A 17,381-nucleotide genomic window follows, 5' to 3' on the forward strand; every position below is an offset into this window, starting at 1 on the left:
AGGCTAGCGATGACTACCGCAACAAAAAACCTCTCTGGAGAGGCGCCTAAAAAGCGCAACAGCAAGTTGCTACCTGACGGACCAGATTGGACATTCGAACTGCTTGAACGCTATCACAAGGAAATAAAACGTGTCGCGGAGCACTATCGTTTGGACACCTATCCAAATCAGATCGAAGTGATCACGTCTGAGCAGATGATGGATGCGTACTCAAGTATCGGTATGCCTATCAACTACAACCATTGGTCATTTGGTAAAAAGTTCATTCAAACAGAACAGAACTACAAACATGGTCAGATGGGCCTAGCCTACGAGATTGTCATTAACTCCAATCCGTGTATCGCCTATTTGATGGAAGAAAACACCGTGACAATGCAAGCACTTGTCATTGCACACGCGTGCTACGGCCACAACTCTTTCTTCAAAGGTAATTATCTGTTCCAAACCTGGACGGACGCTAGCTCCATCATCGATTATTTGCTGTTTGCCAAAAAGTATTTAGCTGAATGTGAGGAGCGATATGGAGTACAGGAAGTGGAAAAACTGCTCGACTCCTGTCACGCCTTAATGAACTTTGGTGTAGATCGTTACAAGCGACCAGAGAAAATCTCCATTACCGAAGAGAAAGCGCGACAAGAAGAACGCGAGGCATACTTACAGTCTCAAGTGAATGAATTGTGGCGCACGGTACCAAGAGCCAAAACCAAAGAGGAAGATCTTAAAGAGCGATTCCCAAGCGAGCCTCAGGAAAACTTGCTCTACTTTTTCGAAAAGCATGCCCCGCTACTAGAGCCGTGGCAACGTGAAGTCGTGCGGATTGTACGCAAAATCAGTCAGTATTTTTATCCGCAAAAACAAACGCAGGTCATGAACGAAGGCTGGGCAACATTCTGGCATTACACCATTCTCAACCATCTTTACGATGAGGGTTTGGTATCCGAAAAGTTCATACTAGAGTTCTTACATAGCCATACCAGTGTGGTAGCTCAACCGCCTTATAATAGCCCTTACTTTAATGGTATTAATCCATACGCCTTGGGCTTTGCAATGTTCCGAGATATTAAACGTATCTGTGAAGAGCCAACTGACGAGGATAAAGAGTGGTTCCCGGATCTAGCAGGAACAGATTGGTTAGATGCCTTGCATTTTGCTATGCATAATTTCAAAGATGAAAGCTTTATCAGCCAATATTTGTCTCCGAAATTGATGCGTGATTTCAAACTGTTCGCCATCAACGATGATGACAGGAAGAACTTTATTGAAGTCTCCGCCATACATGATGAAATGGGCTACAAGCGCATTCGAGAAACTCTGGCAGCGCAGTACAACCTATCAAACTTAGAGCCTAACATTCAGGTGTTTAACGTGGATGTTCGTGGTGACCGTTCACTCACGTTGCAGTACGTTCCTCATAACCGCATTCCACTCGATGAAAGTTATGATGAGGTATTGAAACACGTCTATCGCCTATGGGGCTTTGACGTAATCTTAGAAGAAGTTAAAGACACGGGACACAGAGAAACATTAGCCACTTGTCCAAAACGCAATCAGTACGATTCAAACATTTAGCTAAAAATAGACTCATCCCCTTAAAGCCAAAGGCTCCATGAAAGGAGCCTTTTTATTAACTGCAAGAAGTAGAATCGTTACGCTTTTTTCGCCACAATAGCTCTAACGGCTTCAAGATCTTCTGGCGTATCAACGCCTGCTGCTGGCGCTTCTTTAGCGACTGCAACGTGGATTTTCTCGCCGTACCAAAGCACTCGTAACTGCTCTAGGCATTCAATTTGCTCTAGGGCACTTGGCGCCCAGTTTACGTAAGTATTAATGAAACCTGCGCGGTATGCATAGATACCGATGTGACGCATCAATGGATTCACGATAGCTTTGTCTTGCTTAGCGAAGTTATCACGATCCCAAGGAATTGTTGCTCGGCTAAAGTACATGGCATAACCACGCTCATCAGCAACGACTTTTACGGCATTTGGGTTAAAGACTTCATCTTCAGATTCGATTTCAACCGCCAACGTAGCCATAGGTGCATCACTAGCGGCTAAGTTATCTGCAACTTGGCGGATGATAACTGGTGGTACCAAAGGCTCATCACCTTGAACGTTCACAATAATGTGATCAGCAGGAATGGCCATTTTCTCTACCACTTCCGCTAAACGCTCTGTACCAGATTCGTGGTTTGGCGAAGTCATACAAACTTTGCCACCGAATTGCTCAACCGCCGCAGAAACTCGCTCATCGTCAGTAGCAATGATCACGTCATCAGCGCCAGCTTGCATTGCTTGTTCGTAAACCCATTGCACCATTGGTTTACCACCGATATCAGCCAGTGGTTTACCTGGTAAACGGCTCGAAGAGTAACGAGCCGGTATCACAACCGTAAAAGACATTAACGTCCCTCATCCATACTCATGGTGCGAGCTTCTGGCTCAAGCAGAACAGGAATACCCTCTTTGATAGGGTAAGCAAGGCGATCCAATTTGCAGATCAACTCTTGATTATCTTTATCGTAAGTCAGCTTACCTTTACACACTGGGCAAGCCACAATCTCAAGCAGACGGTGATCCATAAGTCGCTTTAACCTCTTTTATTCGATTTAAAATTCGCTCTGCATCTTTAGGCTCAAATTGAGCAGATACAGGCAGATACCACCAATTGTCTTGTGCGTAGTCGCTACATTTGACAGCATCTTTCTCTGTCATAATCACATTCGCCCCTTGCAGAGCCAATGCTTCAAGTTCTTTTTGGTCAAAGTCTTGATGGTCAGCAAAACCTTTCGTGACTTTAACATCCGCATTCATTGATTCTAGTGTATTAAAAAACCGAGGTGGATGCCCGATACCGGCAAATGCCACCAGCGCCTTTAACTCACTCACATCAACTTGCTGCTTGGTCTTTAGGTTGATCGCTTTTGATGGCGCTAGAGACATCGAGATCTCCCCCTGATGGGCCAAACCGCCATTGGTGATGATAAAGTCGACTTCCTGAAGTCGCTCAACACCTTCGCGCAATGGACCAAGCGGAATCAAACACTCATTACCAAAACGACGATTTCCATCAACAATCACAAGTTCAACATCACGCTCTAGAGCATAATGCTGCAAACCATCATCGGTAATGATGATATCCACGTCTAACTCTAATAGCGCTTTCACGGCGTTTGCACGTACAGGGTCTACTGCGACAGGAGCTCCGGTGCGCCGGTGGATGAGTTTAGGTTCATCACCACAATGTTGAGTAGGAGTATCATCATTTAACACCAGCGGATACTGCGGAGCCTTCGCACCGTATCCTCGAGACACCACTCCCGGTTTATACCCCAGATGTTGTAATTGCTCGACCAACCAAACCACAACAGGCGTCTTACCATTGCCACCAGCGGTGATATTACCGACCACTACTACGGGCACGGGTGCTTGATACGCTTGCTTGCGACCAGTTTGGAACTGTTGACGCTTCGCTCTACTGATTGCACCAAACAACACACTGAGTGGCCATAATAATGGCCACAACAGATATTTTAGTGGATGATTTTCAAACCAGATTTTTTCAACCACAGTAACTATTCGCCAAACTGGATGCGATGAAGTTGAGCGTAAGCGCCATTCTTAGCAATCAAGTCTGCGTGATTACCTCGTTCAATAATGGCACCGTCGTCTACGACTAGAATCTCATCGGCTTTTTCGATCGTTGACAAGCGGTGAGCAATCACCAACACGGTTTTATCTTTCTGCAGCTCATCTAATGCAGCTTGGATGGCACGCTCAGATTCCGTATCCAGTGCAGAGGTTGCTTCGTCAAGAATCAGTACAGGTGCATCACGCAGCAACGCACGAGCGATAGCTACACGTTGGCGCTGACCACCAGATAAGCTCGCACCGTTTTCGCCGATCATGGTATCTAAACCATTCTCCATCTTATTGATGAATTCCATTGCGTGAGCCAGCTTCGCTGCACGCTCAATATCGCTGCGCTGGTACTTATCTTCCGTCGCGTAAGCAATGTTGTTTGCTATGGTGTCATTGAAAAGATGTACGTTTTGCGAAACCAACGCAAACTGCTCACGCAAGTTCTTCAATTCGTAATCACGAATATCACGGCCATCTAATGTAATCGAGCCACTGTCCACGTCATAAAAACGGTTAAACAAGTTCGCAATGGTACTTTTACCTGAACCTGAACGCCCCACTAGAGCGACCGTTTTACCTCGAGGAATATCAAAACTGACATGCTCTAGAGCCGGCTTTTCTGAACCTACATACGTGAAGCTGACATCTTTCACAGATACATCGCCCTTCGCGCGCTCAACCGTGTATTTACCTTCGTTTTTCTCTGGTTCTAAATCGATCAGAGCAAACAAAGTTTGGCTTGCTGCCATACCACGTTGGAACTGAGAAGTTACGTTTGTCAGTGCTTTGAGTGGGCGCATCAAACCAAACATCGCAGAAAAGACCACGGTAAAAGTACCCGGAGTCAGCTGCTCTTTGATTGAATCAATGCTTGCCAGATAAAGAACAGCAACAATCGCAAATGATGCAATCATTTGAATGATTGGGTTTGCCGCAGCCTGAGCCGTTACCAACTTCATGCTTTGTTGACGCATTTGGTTGCTGACTTTATCAAAACGTTGACGTTCAATGTCTTGACCACCGTAGCTCAATACGACTTTGTGCCCTTTTAACATTTGCTCAGCCGATGCGGTCACATTACCCATCATCGTTTGCATGTTCTTAGAGATTTTTCTGAATCGCTTAGAAACGACACCAATACCCCAAGCAACCACAGGCGCTACAGCAAACAGCACTAATGACAACTGCCAGCTGTTGTAAAACATCAGAACAAGCAAACCAATAATGCTTGCGCCTTCACGTACGATGCTCACTAACGCTTGGCTCGTCGCCGCAGAGACTTGCTCTGAATCGTAAGTGATTCGAGAAAGCAAGTTACCCGTTTTTTCTTTGTCAAAGTACGATACAGGCATGTGCATAAAGTGATTAAACACCATGCGTCGTACTAGCATCACCACATTGCCAGAGACCCAACTCAAACAATACGTGGAGACAAAACCACTCGTGCCACGAATGAACATCATGACAAATATAATTAAAGGAAGTGTACGTAGAAAATCAGAATCCGCATTACCAAAACCTTCATCGAGAAGCGGTTTTAGTAGGGAAATCATATAAGTATCAGAGATAGCATTAATCACTAATGCAATGACGGCAACGATAAGGCCAGACTTGTAAAGGCGGATAAATTGCCAAAGACGTTTAAACGTCTGCCAAGTCGTTTCATCAGTATTTATCGACATAGAAGTGCTTTATTTTCTTACAGTAAGACTCTTATTCTACTCGGTTACGCAGCATCTGCCTATACCAAGGCTCAATTGTCTCACGACGTTTACTTTCAAAACGCCAGTTATTGCCATCAAGTAAGATTGTTATTTGGCCATCACTTCCAGTGTCTAACCAACTAACACCACTATCGGTATAGGCCTGAACGACTTCAGGTGCGGGCATTCCCCACTGGTTTAGTTTTGCCGTTGAAGCAATAGCCAAGCTAGGCTCAACAACATTGATAAACTTAGGGTTAGAAGAGCTTTTGCTTCCATGATGCGGCACTAGCATTACATCACTGCGCAGCTTTTCTGGCTCTCGAAGCAGTATCCATTCGCTGATGGCTTCGATATCACCAGTAAACAACATTTTAAAACCTGTACTAGGGTCTTCCAGACTGATGACACAAGAGTGGGGGTTGTATGCACGTACAACAGGTTTAGGAGGCCAAAGTACCTCAATGTTCAACCCTTGCCACTTCCATTTCTCAGCAGCAATACAAGGCTGATAATGTAAAAAGCTCTGGCTGCTTAGTTTGTGTTTAGGTGAAAAGTACTGCTCTATCACTTTTCGGCCGCCAGCATGGTCATTATCGGCATGACTTAAAATCATCGTATCGACACTTGAGTAGCCTCTGCGGTGCAGTACTGGCGTAATCACTTGCTCAGCTATACTGCCGTTGTGCCAAGCCTTGCCCGTATCATAGAGTAAAACTCTCCCCTCTTTTTCGACCAGTACCGCCAACCCATGCCCGACATCAAGCACATCAATACGCCAAGTTTGGCTATCTTGCTTAGGAAACAGCCCTGTCACCACAACAATTACACAGACAAACATCCAAACGTGACGAGGCATAACATGTCTTAAAACGAGCACGGCACTCACTACAGCAATAACAAATGTCCACTCGGTACTAATGGGTTGCCAAGTTCCTATGGCATATCGAACCGACCAACTTAGTGGCACAAGGAATACGTCAAGCAAATACCATAGAACCGTCGCCAACATAGGAAAGAGCAATGACGCAATTAAAGCAGCAAACATGATTGGAACGACAACAAAGCCAAACCAAGGAATGAAAACCAAATTGTAGACTAAAGAAGACCAGCTAAATCCAGAGAAAAAATAGCCACTGATCGGGACAATCAATAAGCTCAGTATCAGTTGAGTCAACAGAAGTATCCGCAACTTTCCCAAACGACCTTCCTTCGAGTCTTGCACTGTGTTAACCGCAAACAAAACGGCACCAACGGATAAATAAGACAGCCAAAAACTCAAACTAAAAGAAGCAAAAGGTTGGAAGAAAAGTTGCAACGCCACAGCCAATAACAGTACGCGCCATGGACTCCAATGAACAAGCCAATACTTCAAAGCAATATAGATGATACAAACAGAAACGGCTCGGGTCGTCGGCAAAGAAAAATCAGCAAGCCAAGCGTAAACAATGGCAAACGCCAACCCACTCACTGATGGCAGAAACCAATATCGCGGCATAACAAGCCGAATAAGCCCACCAAGGGCGAGCCCAAACGTCAATGCCATCCCGATGTGTAAACCAGAAATCGATACAAGATGCAGTAATCCGCTGTCACGCAGAGACTGCCAATCCTCTTTGGTAAGCCCAGTGCGATCAGCAAAAGCCAGTGCTTTGATTAGAGCAACGTGCTCAAGGCGAGAAATATCACGCTCAACAGTTTGAATAATCGACTCGCGCCAAGACGAAGAAGTACGAATGACCCAGTGTGAATCTTTAGTTACGACCGCTCTAGCAACAACACCACTTCCCATTGACTGCTTTTCTGCGTCGAAACCCGCTTCATTTCTGAGGCCGATAATGGGCTTAATCAAAACGTTAGTCGTAAACTCACTGTTAACAGCTAGTGGGAATGGCGTTATGAGGCGGACTTTAGGTTTAAGAAAAGGTAACAGAGTGTGAGTATTCACTTGTTTTATCGCCACGACACCTTCATATCCGTGACTTATTTGCGTAAAAGAGCTGTCAACTCTACCAATTATGGTACTATTCTCACCTGCTTGAAAAAGGGCTTGTCTCTGATACTCCATAATATTGCCGTGGACGATGACAACCATAAAGCCCACAATTACGCCTATGCTAATTAAGCCTCGACGTAATTTAATTATTGAGCCAGTGGTAATTATTCCCAGCAGCAACCAACGCCAATCCGGCATCGTCGGCCACCATGCAGACGAAATTACGCTCGCGACAAATAACGCCAAGGTCCAACTTTTTTCTAAGAGAGTCATGTCGTCCTATGCCTAGAAAGCTGATAAAACGCTTCATGCCTGATCACGAAGTGATCAAACGCCAAAAAGCATTGAAGGTCTTCGGCAATGTGTTATACAACCCGAACCTTTGGTGCTTAAACCGTCGCTCTGCGTCAGGTGCTTTTGCCGTTGGCCTATTTATGGCGTTTGTCCCGCTTCCGAGCCAGATGATCATGTCTGCAGGTTTAGCCATTTTAATGGGCGTAAATTTGCCTCTGTCAGTCGCGCTCGTTTGGGTCAGCAACCCTATTACCATGCCAGTCTTGTTTTACTTTGCTTACAAGCTCGGTGCATGGGTCATGCATGTTCCACCTCAGCCATTCCATTTTGAGCTATCTTGGGACTTTATCATGCAACAGATGAGCACGATTGGGCCTCCATTCCTATTGGGGTGCGCAATTTGCGGTGTGGGTTCTGCGATCATTGGTTATTTCGGTATTCGCGGATTGTGGCGCTACTCTGTCGTTCGCAGTTGGCAAAAACGAAAAGTAAGATAAGCGGATAAGACGCTAAAATCATTCGTTGCGACATGGCTTGAGGTTCAAACGACAATAAAGCTGAAATGAAATGTAAGCAAAGAATGAAAAGATGCTAATGAGTACAAAAAAGGACCATGAAAGGTCCTTTTTTGTATCTAGTGTACTTAGTAAAAAGAAATCGTAGCCAACAACGATGTCTACGAGGCTAGCTTTCCTTCCTTCGCTACTTAGCACTCAAAACTGCGGCAGGGTTCAGTTTCGCTGCGCGAGAAGCTGGGTACCAAGTGGCCAATAGGCTTAATACGATAGCGGTGGTCGACACCAATGCGACGTCAGGCCAATGCAACTGCGATGGAAGAAAGTCCACAAAGTAGATGTCACCCGATAAAAATTGGTGTCCTATTAAGCCTTCAAGCCCCTTAATGATTGGAGTTAAATTTAACGCAACCAACACACCAACAAGGCTACCGACAAGGCTACCAAACACTCCAGAGAAGACGCCCTGCCAAACGAAAATACGTTTAATCAGACCATCTTTTGCCCCCATCGTACGCAAAATCGCGATCTCTGCTGCGCGATCTTTCACTGCCATCATCAATGTCGAGACAATATTGAAACACGCCACACCAATCACTAATACCATGACCAAATACATGATCGTGCGTACCAACTGAATGTCACGGTAGAGAAAGCCAAACTGCTGCTGCCAACTCTTCAAATATACGTACACATTCACAAGGTTGCCGACTTCGCGAACGATCGAAGGCGCATCAAGAACATCATCGGTTTTTAGAGAAATTCCAGTTACGCCGTCTCCTAAACGAGCGTATTGCTGCGCATCCGCCAGCGGAACTAAAGCCAATGAATGATCAATTTGACCGTTCAACGTCAAGAAACCCGCGACTTTGACGCGCACACGTTTCGGCGCTTGAACTTTATTTGTGCCACCCGTTTGAGGAATCATCAACGTGACGTAGTCACCGACTTGCACCTTCAACTCATTTGCAACCCCTCGACCTAAAATCACTTGCTGTTGACCTGAGTAAAAGTTTTGCCACGCCTCTGGATCAATAAAGTCAGACATGCTCGACACCGCTTGCTCATACGCAGGGTCCACACCACGCACTTCAATCGCCTTTAGTTTACTGCCTTTTTCGGCTAAACCTGTAAAGCGGACGTACGGTGCGGCAGCAACGACATGCTCATGTTGCAGCGCTTGGTTCATCGTCTTGGTGTAGTTCTGCAGCGGCCCGTTAACCCCTTCTAACTCACCATGAGGAATCACGGACAACACACGCGACTGAAGCTCACGCTCAAAACCATTCATCGCCGAAAGGCCAATGATGATCACCGCCACGCCTACTGCAATACCAATGGTTGAAGAAAGAGAAATGAACGACACCATTTTGTTGCGCTTTTTCGCACGGCTAAAGCGTCCACCAATCATCAATGCTAAAGAAGAGAACAAAACTAGCCCTCCACCGATGCCGATTCGGTCATCAAACGATCCACCAGAAGGCCATCTTGCATGTGCATCTGACGGTCCATTTTTGCTGCGAGTTCGTTGTCATGCGTCACCACTAAAAAGGCGATGTTCGACTCTTTGTTTAGTTCACGCATCAAATCGTAAATCGCCAAAGCCGTATTGTGATCCAGATTACCAGTTGGTTCGTCAGCCAAAACTAAGTCAGGCTTGTTCACAAGAGCACGAGCAATGGCCACACGCTGGCGCTCACCACCAGACAGCTCTGATGGGCGGTGATCCATACGATGGCTCAAGCCCACTTTCTCAAGCAGCGCTTTTGCCGCCTCTTTAGCTTCTGTCACTTTAGTACCACCAATCAGCAGTGGCATTGCGACATTTTCGAGCGCCGTAAAATCAGCAAGTAAGTGGTGAAATTGATACACAAAACCAAGATGTTTGTTGCGAAGAGCAGCTTGTTTATTGGAGCTTAACGCCGATAGGTTCTGCCCTAAAAAATCTACTTCACCTTGCGTTGCGTCGTCCAATGCGCCAAGGATATGAAGCAGCGTACTCTTACCTGAGCCCGATGAGCCAACAATAGAAACGAGCTCACCTTTATCGATATCAAAGCTCACGCCTTTCAACACTTCCGTATCCAACGAACCTTCTCGGTATACTTTACGAATATCACGACATTCTAATAGCTTATTCATAGCGAAGTGCCTCAGCAGGTTTAACCGAAGATGCTCGGTAAGAAGGATAAACAGTAGCAGCCAGACTCAGAGCAATCGCTAGCACTACCACTAATAGAATTTGGAAAGAATCAATCACAATTGGTAAATGCCCGCCAAAGCTGAACAGAGCCACGCCAGCCGATTCCAAAATGGCGTTGAGGTTGAGTGACAACGCCACGCCAACCGCTCCGCCGACAATAGCCCCAATCACACCACTACTTGCGCCTTGCACCATGAAAATCGTCATGACTTGCGATTGCGTCATACCCTGCGTTTTCAAAATCGCGACTTCAGATTGTTTTTCCATCACCACCATGATCAAAGCAGAAATGATGTTAAACGCTGCAACGCCGACAATGAGACCTAGCATTAAGCCCATCATATTCTTTTCCATTTTTACAGCTTGGAAAAGCTCACCACGTTGTGCACGCCAATCACTCCACTGCCAACCTTCTGGCATCGGTTTATCAGCGAAATCCGTCACCATAAATGGGTCAGAGAAAAACACTCGCCAGCCAGATACGGTATCTTTGGGCAGGCGCATTAACTTAGCTGCATCCGCCATATTGACGATCATAAGCTGACCATCGACATCCGAACCGGTATTAAAAATACCAGCCACTGTGAAGTTGCGCTGACTAGGGATTCGACCAAGAGGGGTAAACTGCGTGGCGTTTGTCACCATTAAACGAACTTTGTCGCCAATAGAAACCTTAAGAGAGCGCGCTAAACTGTGGCCAAGAAACACTTTGTACTCTCCCGCTTGAAGAGAAGACAAACGACCCGCAATCAAATGGTTGGCAATCGGGTCGCCTTTCTTAGGCTCAATCCCAATCAAATAACCTGCCGTTAGTTGTGCCGAACTTTGAATTACCGCCTCTCCGCGAACAACAGGTTCTGGCTCATCAACATCCGACATCGCTTGAATGAATTGCGGCGCAGACTCCGTCAGTGGAGTGCGACCATCATGCTGAGAAATCACCGCGTGAGGAAGAACACCAAGAATGCGCTCTTTCAGTTGCGCTTCGAATCCGTTCATAACCGAAAGCACAGTGACCAACGCCATCACACCGATCGTGATGCCCGCCGTCGACATATAAGAAACAAATCGGCTAAACCTATCTCCGGAGCGTCCCCGAAGATATCTCAAGCCAATAAACAAAGAGATAGGATGATACATACAGGACAAACCAACTGGTTTTCTAATAAGGGCGATTGACCCTAGTTCTAAATAATAAGAGTTATCTTACCTTACTCTTCTCATGAAGAAGACAAGATAATCGCTAAATTTGTCAACGACATGCAATAAGTCTGCATTTAGGGCAAAAAGTTCAAACGCAGTAGTGGTAAACTTGATAACTTCATTCAGTTAGCGATAATCAGTGCCCTATCCCTCTTATTATTCATGAAATGAGAGTGCTCGCTGGCAACAAAGGACCGATTTATGACAGAGCAAGAATACTTCACCGTTCACCATAACCTCACCATTAACGTGGAAGCCTTGGGGACCGATTTTGCTTTGCCAGACGAAGAAACGTTTGTGTCAGAAATTCCTGCGCCTTTTATTGTCGCGAGCGAGTTCAGCCACTTAGATACATTGGCAGATAACGCACGCCTAGAGCTGCAAAATAAAGAGCTTAAACACGTTATTAGTTTGCTCGACACGCAAAATTCAAAACTCAACTTACTGCTGAGCTTTATGTTGTCTCAACAAGATGATATTTCGGTTCGCTTCCAAACCACTCAATTTGGAGCAAGTCAGTTGAGTTACCGCTCATCAAGCCCAGTTGAAACGGACCAATTTGTCCGAGTAAAACTCTTTCTTGACCATCCTGCTGCGGCAATTTACTGCTACGCTCAAGTCGTAGAGTGTGTCGCCTCTGAGCAAGGGTTCGTCGTCACTCTTAGATATAAAATGCTCAGAGAAGCAGACCAAGATTTGCTCATTAAAGCCGCTTTATATCAACAACAAAAACTTTTACGTCAGCGCTCACTGGAGCGAGATAAAAAATAACTCCTATGACCAAAGCAACGATACTTTCCGTCACCAATCCAACTGAGCGTGGCGACAAAAAACAACTTGGCAACTTACCCGGTGCAGCGCTGCCACTCGCCATTGCCGAACTGGCCAAGCAGCATTCAAGTCACTCACTACTGGTTGTGCCAGATCCGCAGATCGCGTTGAAACTGCAAGCAGAAATCGAACAGTTTACCGACCAACCGGTAAGCCTTTTCCCTGATTGGGAAACGTTGCCATACGACAATTTTTCTCCGCACCAAGAGATCATTTCTGACCGTATTGCTCGCCTATACCAACTGCCAAATCAACGTGGCGGTGTCACTATCGTGCCAGTCAGCACTGTTCTTCAGCGCCAATCTCCGCGAGAATTTTTGTTACAGCACACACTAATGGTCAAAACAGGCGATAATTTCTCGCTAGAAAACCTGAGAGTGCAACTAGAGAACTCGGGTTACCGTCACGTAGACCAAGTGTTTGGGCCGGGTGAATACGCGAGCCGAGGTTCGATTCTCGACTTATTCCCGATGGGCAGTGCAGATCCTTACCGCATTGACTTTTTCGATGATGAAATTGACACCATTCGCACTTTCGATCCAGAAAACCAGCGTTCTATCGAAGATATTCAGCAAATCCAATTGCTGCCTGCGCATGAATTCCCAACGACGAAAGAAGCGATTGAAGATTTCCGTACTCGTTGGCGCACCCAGTTTGAGGCGAGACGCGAGCCAGAATCCATCTACATGCAAGTCACCAAAGGAACGTGGCCGGCAGGTATTGAATACTGGCAACCACTGTTCTTCGACCATACCGAAACCCTGTTCGACTACTTACCTGAAGATTCGCAGCTGATCACATACGGCGACATTGAAGCAGCTGTCGACACATTCTTAAATGACGTCGAATATCGCTACGATCAAAAGAAAATTGATCCTCTGCGTCCACTTCTTGCCCCACATGATTTGTGGCTCAAGAAAGACGAATTGTTTGCACACTTCAAACAACTTCCTCAGGCACAGCTCAGCCTAGAGAAAGTAGTGAAACGTGCTGGCCGCCAAAACTTAGCGGTACAAACACTGGCAGAACTTGGCGTTCAACAGCAAAACAAAGAGCCATTATCTCGTTTGCGCCAATTCAGCGAACAATTTACGGGCAAAATCATCTTTTCGGTGGAATCGGAAGGTCGACGCGAAGCCCTGACTGAGCTTCTGCAAGGCATCAAAGTTCGCCCAGTGGTGCAAGAATCGCTGTATCACGCTTTAGAGTCAGACCACCGTTTCACGTTGATTCTTGGTTCAGCAGAACACGGCTTTATTCATGACGAGCTGAATTTCGCGCTGATATGCGAAAGTGACTTGCTTGGCGATCGCGTAATTCAACGCCGTCGCAAAGACAAAAAAGCCGTCAACAGTGACACTGTTATTCGCCACCTTGCCGAACTGAAACCAGGCCAACCTGTTGTTCATATTGACCACGGCATCGGCCGCTACATCGGTCTGCAAACCCTTGAAGCGGGGGGAATGAAAACCGAGTATGTGACGCTTGAATATCAAAATGACGCCAAACTTTATGTTCCCGTTTCCTCGCTAAACTTGATCAGCCGTTACTCAGGCGGCGCTGAAGAAACGGCTCCTCTGCACAAACTTGGCGGTGAAGCATGGTCGAAAGCACGTCGAAAAGCAGCTGAGAAAGTACGCGATGTTGCAGCAGAGCTACTTGATGTATACGCGAAGCGTGAGCTAAAACCGGGCTTTAAATTTGCCTTAGATCGTGGCCAATACGCGACCTTCAAGGCAACATTCCCGTTTGAAGAAACCGATGATCAAGCCATGGCAATCAACGCGGTGCTTTCCGATATGTGCCAAGCAAAAGCCATGGATCGCTTGGTGTGTGGTGACGTTGGTTTTGGTAAAACAGAAGTTGCCATGCGTGCGGCCTTTGTTGCTACGGACAACAGCAAGCAAGTTGCCGTACTCGTGCCAACAACCCTGCTTGCTCAGCAGCATTTTGAAAACTTCCGTGACCGCTTCGCGAACTTGCCAATCCGAGTCGAGGTGCTTTCTCGCTTTAAATCAGCCAAAGAGCAAAAAGTGATTTTGCAAGATGTTGCGGATGGCAAAGTTGATATCGTCGTCGGTACGCACAAATTGCTCTCCAGCGACATCAAATTCAAAGATTTGGGTTTGTTGATTGTCGACGAAGAGCATCGCTTCGGTGTTCGTCAAAAAGAGAAAGTCAAAGCGATGCGCGCCGATGTGGACATTCTTACCCTAACGGCAACGCCGATTCCTCGTACGCTGAACATGGCAATGAGTGGTATGCGTGATTTGTCGATCATCGCCACACCACCAGCACGCCGTTTAGCTATCAAGACATTTGTTCGTGAACGTGAAGAGTCTGTGGTTCGAGAAGCCGTACTGCGTGAAATCATGCGTGGTGGCCAGGTTTACTTCCTGCACAATCAGGTTGAAACCATTGAAAAAACGGCAGAAGACTTACAAAAACTCATTCCAGAAGCCCGTATTACCGTGGCACACGGTCAAATGCGTGAACGCGAACTAGAACGTATCATGAATGATTTCTACCACCAGCGCTTTAACGTCTTGGTGTGTACCACCATCATTGAAACGGGTATCGACGTTCCGACGGCCAACACAATCATTATGGATCGCGCTGACAACCTTGGCTTGGCGCAACTGCATCAATTGCGTGGCCGTGTTGGTCGCTCTCATCATCAAGCCTATGCTTATTTGTTAACGCCACATCCAAAAGCAATGACCAAAGATGCCATTAAACGTCTCGATGCCATTGCTTCACTGGAAGACTTAGGCGCGGGCTTTACTCTGGCAACGCACGATTTGGAAATTCGTGGCGCTGGTGAACTGCTTGGTGACGAACAAAGTGGTCAAATTCAATCTGTTGGTTTTACACTGTATATGGAAATGCTTGAACAAGCGGTTGAAGCGTTGAAAGAAGGTAAAGAGCCATCATTGGATGATCTGCTTCGCGAACAAACAGAAGTGGAACTGAGAATCCCTGCGCTACTGCCTGATGATTACATTCCAGACGTCAATACGCGTCTGTCGATGTACAAACGAATTGCGAGTGTGAGCGACAGCGATGAGCTATCCGAATTAAAAGTTGAGCTGATCGACCGCTTTGGCTTACTTCCTGATGCCGCGAAGAACTTGCTGGCTGTCTCAGAATTGAAATTTGCCGCAGGTAGTATTAAAGCGAAGAAGATAGAAGCCCATGATAAAGGTGGATTTATCGAGTTTTACCCTGATGCTGACATAAATCCAGCGTATTTAGTTAAACTCCTGCAATCACAGCCGCAAAAATTTGCAATGGAAGGTCCAACTAAGTTCAAGTTTAGCGTACCATTGGCGGACCGACGTAAACGCATTCAGTTTGTACAAGACTTACTGAATGATTTTAAACAGAATTTATTACCAACGAGCTAATAGTCGAATGAGAATATTGATCCCGTTATTGCTTCTATGTGTCTCAATGCCTTCTTGGGCTGCGCGTCAATTTGATATTGAAGTAATTATTTTCAAGCGAGCAGTCGACGCTGAAAGCACTACTGAATCTTGGCCAAACCAACTGCCTAAAATCGACATGGAAAATGTCGGCAGTTTGGACAGCGAAGCCTACCGCCGCTCTAAAGGCGTAACTCTGTTACCTCGCTCTTCTTTCCGCTTAAACGCACAAGAAGCGGCGCTGAACAATCATGCCGGATTTAAAGTGCTAAAACACGTAGCATGGCGTCAAGGTGATCGAGGTAAAGCAAGCGCGCCAATCTTTCGAATTGTAGGTGGTCGTGATTTCTCTGGCTCTTACAATGCAGATGGTAGCCCGATTAATGGCAATAACAGCTACTCTAGTGACGGCTATAACGAAGAAACCATCAACGGCCCACTGTATGAGTTAGATGGCAAATTCCAAATTTACGTGCAGCATTACTTGTTTGCAGAAACCACGCTGGATTTGCGTGAACCAAGCGTCCGTGAAGTTCGCTTTGAGTCTAAATCAACTGACCAGTTGAATGATGAACTCGGTGATGTTGACGGCAACGTTCAAGTGGGTAACCTCGCAGAAATCTCACCAACGGTGACTGAAGAAACCTTCTTAAAGAGCTACCGATTGGATCAAAAACGCCGCATGAAAAGCAGCGAAACGCACTACTTAGACAACCCTCTAATGGGAATGATCATCCAAGTGCGTCGAGTTAACTAAACTTCGACAGTTCTACAAAGCGCAGCAATCGCTGCGCTTTGTTTTATCTGCCACTTCATATCACCTAAACTCATTTAATCACAACCATGCCAGTAGTCACTCGGTTTGAAGCCTTAACCTTTGAGCGAAGTAAACCCAAGCCAGCAACTACAATGACCTAAGGAACGAAAGGTCGGTATCTCTAAAATCAGCAATGGAAGTCGTATTTATTCATGAGCCCAGATTTTGAAATCATCACCCCTCGCCTAGCCCTTCGTCTTATCCCAGCAGATGACGCTCACTCGCTACAACGATTGCTCTCCCAATCCCCATCTTTGCATACTTGGCTTGATTGGTGTGACGCAGAAGTCTCGCTAAAAGATGCCCTAGACTTTCTACTAGCAACACGTTTAAATTGGGTCAAAACGGAAGCATTTGGTTTCGGTATTTATGATAGAGATAGCAATACCTTGCTAGGAATGGCAGCCGTGAATGAGCTTTACCATACGTTTAATATGGCGAGTATTGGTTATTGGGTAGCAGACCGTTACCAAAGACAAGGCTACGCTCAAGAGGCGATTAAAGCGTTGGCAGAATTTTGTTTTGCAAAACTGAGCTTAACTCGTATTGAAATCGTTTGTGATCCTGATAACAATGCCAGCCAAGCTTTGATCGAATCCGTTGGAGCAAAAAAAGAAGCCATCGCCAGAAATCGATTTATTTTCCATGGCAAACCAAAAGATGGCGTCGTGTATTCACTTCTGCCAACAGATTTGCTGTAAGACAGCGGTAAGCATTCGAAGGCGTCAGTCTTATTTAGTACGGAACAATACA

The 17,381-nt window shown here is 46.0% G+C and carries 14 protein-coding genes; 6 read left to right on the forward strand and 8 right to left on the reverse strand.

All coding sequences use genetic code 11. From position 1 onward, the window contains the following. Positions 1 to 9: 9 nt before the first annotated feature. The gene (locus ACF8EG_RS10680) at positions 10 to 1,569 is read left to right on the forward strand and encodes a SpoVR family protein (RefSeq protein WP_069505351.1); all 1,560 of its coding nucleotides are present in this window, start codon (positions 10 to 12) and stop codon (positions 1,567 to 1,569) included. 77 nt (positions 1,570 to 1,646) lie between these two features. On the opposite strand, the gene kdsB is transcribed toward ACF8EG_RS10680, so the two are convergent. Genes kdsB through ACF8EG_RS10705 form a run of 5 tightly spaced genes read right to left on the reverse strand, consistent with a single transcriptional unit; the run spans position 1,647 to position 7,613 of the window. Next, positions 1,647 to 2,402, reverse strand: a complete 756-nt coding sequence (kdsB, locus tag ACF8EG_RS10685; RefSeq protein ID WP_005456221.1) for a 3-deoxy-manno-octulosonate cytidylyltransferase — start codon at positions 2,400 to 2,402, stop codon at positions 1,647 to 1,649. Continuing rightward, on the reverse strand, positions 2,402 to 2,581 hold the full coding sequence (locus tag ACF8EG_RS10690; protein ID WP_005378451.1) for a Trm112 family protein: 180 nt from the start codon (positions 2,579 to 2,581) through the stop codon (positions 2,402 to 2,404). The genes kdsB and ACF8EG_RS10690 overlap by 1 nt, the downstream gene beginning before the upstream one ends. Next, positions 2,562 to 3,569, reverse strand: a complete 1,008-nt coding sequence (gene lpxK / locus ACF8EG_RS10695) for a tetraacyldisaccharide 4'-kinase (RefSeq protein WP_021449340.1) — start codon at positions 3,567 to 3,569, stop codon at positions 2,562 to 2,564. Before lpxK ends, ACF8EG_RS10690 begins: the two co-directional genes overlap by 20 nt. A gap of 5 nt (positions 3,570 to 3,574) precedes the next feature. Continuing rightward, the gene (gene msbA / locus ACF8EG_RS10700) at positions 3,575 to 5,323 is read right to left on the reverse strand and encodes a lipid A ABC transporter ATP-binding protein/permease MsbA (RefSeq protein WP_020840315.1); all 1,749 of its coding nucleotides are present in this window, start codon (positions 5,321 to 5,323) and stop codon (positions 3,575 to 3,577) included. A gap of 31 nt (positions 5,324 to 5,354) precedes the next feature. Beyond that, entirely contained in the window at positions 5,355 to 7,613 is a 2,259-nt protein-coding gene (locus ACF8EG_RS10705; protein WP_069505349.1) for a DNA internalization-related competence protein ComEC/Rec2, read from the reverse strand. An 8-nt stretch (positions 7,614 to 7,621) separates the two neighbouring features. Between ACF8EG_RS10705 and ACF8EG_RS10710 the strand changes: the two genes are divergently transcribed. After that, positions 7,622 to 8,131 carry a DUF2062 domain-containing protein gene (locus tag ACF8EG_RS10710; RefSeq protein WP_005456245.1) on the forward strand — a complete coding sequence of 170 codons (510 nt, stop codon included), beginning with the start codon at positions 7,622 to 7,624 and terminating at the stop codon, positions 8,129 to 8,131. A 205-nt stretch (positions 8,132 to 8,336) separates the two neighbouring features. On the opposite strand, the gene lolE is transcribed toward ACF8EG_RS10710, so the two are convergent. The 3 genes from lolE to lolC are packed head-to-tail and all read right to left on the reverse strand — an operon-like array spanning position 8,337 to position 11,492. Further along, complete coding sequence (gene lolE / locus ACF8EG_RS10715) at positions 8,337 to 9,581, reverse strand: lipoprotein-releasing ABC transporter permease subunit LolE (RefSeq protein ID WP_015296461.1); 1,245 nt, start codon at positions 9,579 to 9,581, stop codon at positions 8,337 to 8,339. A gap of 2 nt (positions 9,582 to 9,583) precedes the next feature. Further along, entirely contained in the window at positions 9,584 to 10,291 is a 708-nt protein-coding gene (gene lolD, locus ACF8EG_RS10720) for a lipoprotein-releasing ABC transporter ATP-binding protein LolD (protein WP_020840312.1), read from the reverse strand. Continuing rightward, complete coding sequence (gene lolC, locus ACF8EG_RS10725) at positions 10,284 to 11,492, reverse strand: lipoprotein-releasing ABC transporter permease subunit LolC (RefSeq protein WP_025983354.1); 1,209 nt, start codon at positions 11,490 to 11,492, stop codon at positions 10,284 to 10,286. Before lolC ends, lolD begins: the two co-directional genes overlap by 8 nt. A 264-nt stretch (positions 11,493 to 11,756) precedes the next feature. Between lolC and ACF8EG_RS10730 the strand changes: the two genes are divergently transcribed. The 4 genes from ACF8EG_RS10730 to ACF8EG_RS10745 all read left to right on the forward strand — a co-directional run bounded on the left by ACF8EG_RS10730 (position 11,757) and on the right by ACF8EG_RS10745 (position 17,329). Next, positions 11,757 to 12,326, forward strand: a complete 570-nt coding sequence (locus tag ACF8EG_RS10730; protein WP_015296459.1) for a PilZ domain-containing protein — start codon at positions 11,757 to 11,759, stop codon at positions 12,324 to 12,326. Positions 12,327 to 12,331: 5 nt separating this feature from the next. After that, entirely contained in the window at positions 12,332 to 15,793 is a 3,462-nt protein-coding gene (gene mfd / locus ACF8EG_RS10735; RefSeq protein ID WP_021449346.1) for a transcription-repair coupling factor, read from the forward strand. Between the two features lie 7 nt (positions 15,794 to 15,800). Beyond that, positions 15,801 to 16,568, forward strand: coding sequence for a peptidoglycan binding protein CsiV (locus ACF8EG_RS10740; protein WP_021449347.1), 768 nt, complete (start codon positions 15,801 to 15,803; stop codon positions 16,566 to 16,568). A 212-nt stretch (positions 16,569 to 16,780) separates the two neighbouring features. Then, entirely contained in the window at positions 16,781 to 17,329 is a 549-nt protein-coding gene (locus ACF8EG_RS10745; RefSeq protein WP_069505347.1) for a GNAT family N-acetyltransferase, read from the forward strand. The last annotated feature ends 52 nt before the right edge of the window (positions 17,330 to 17,381 follow it).

Origin of the sequence: Vibrio sp. YQ_11 (assembly GCF_043103065.1) — a bacterium.
GTDB lineage: Bacteria > Pseudomonadota > Gammaproteobacteria > Enterobacterales > Vibrionaceae > Vibrio > Vibrio parahaemolyticus.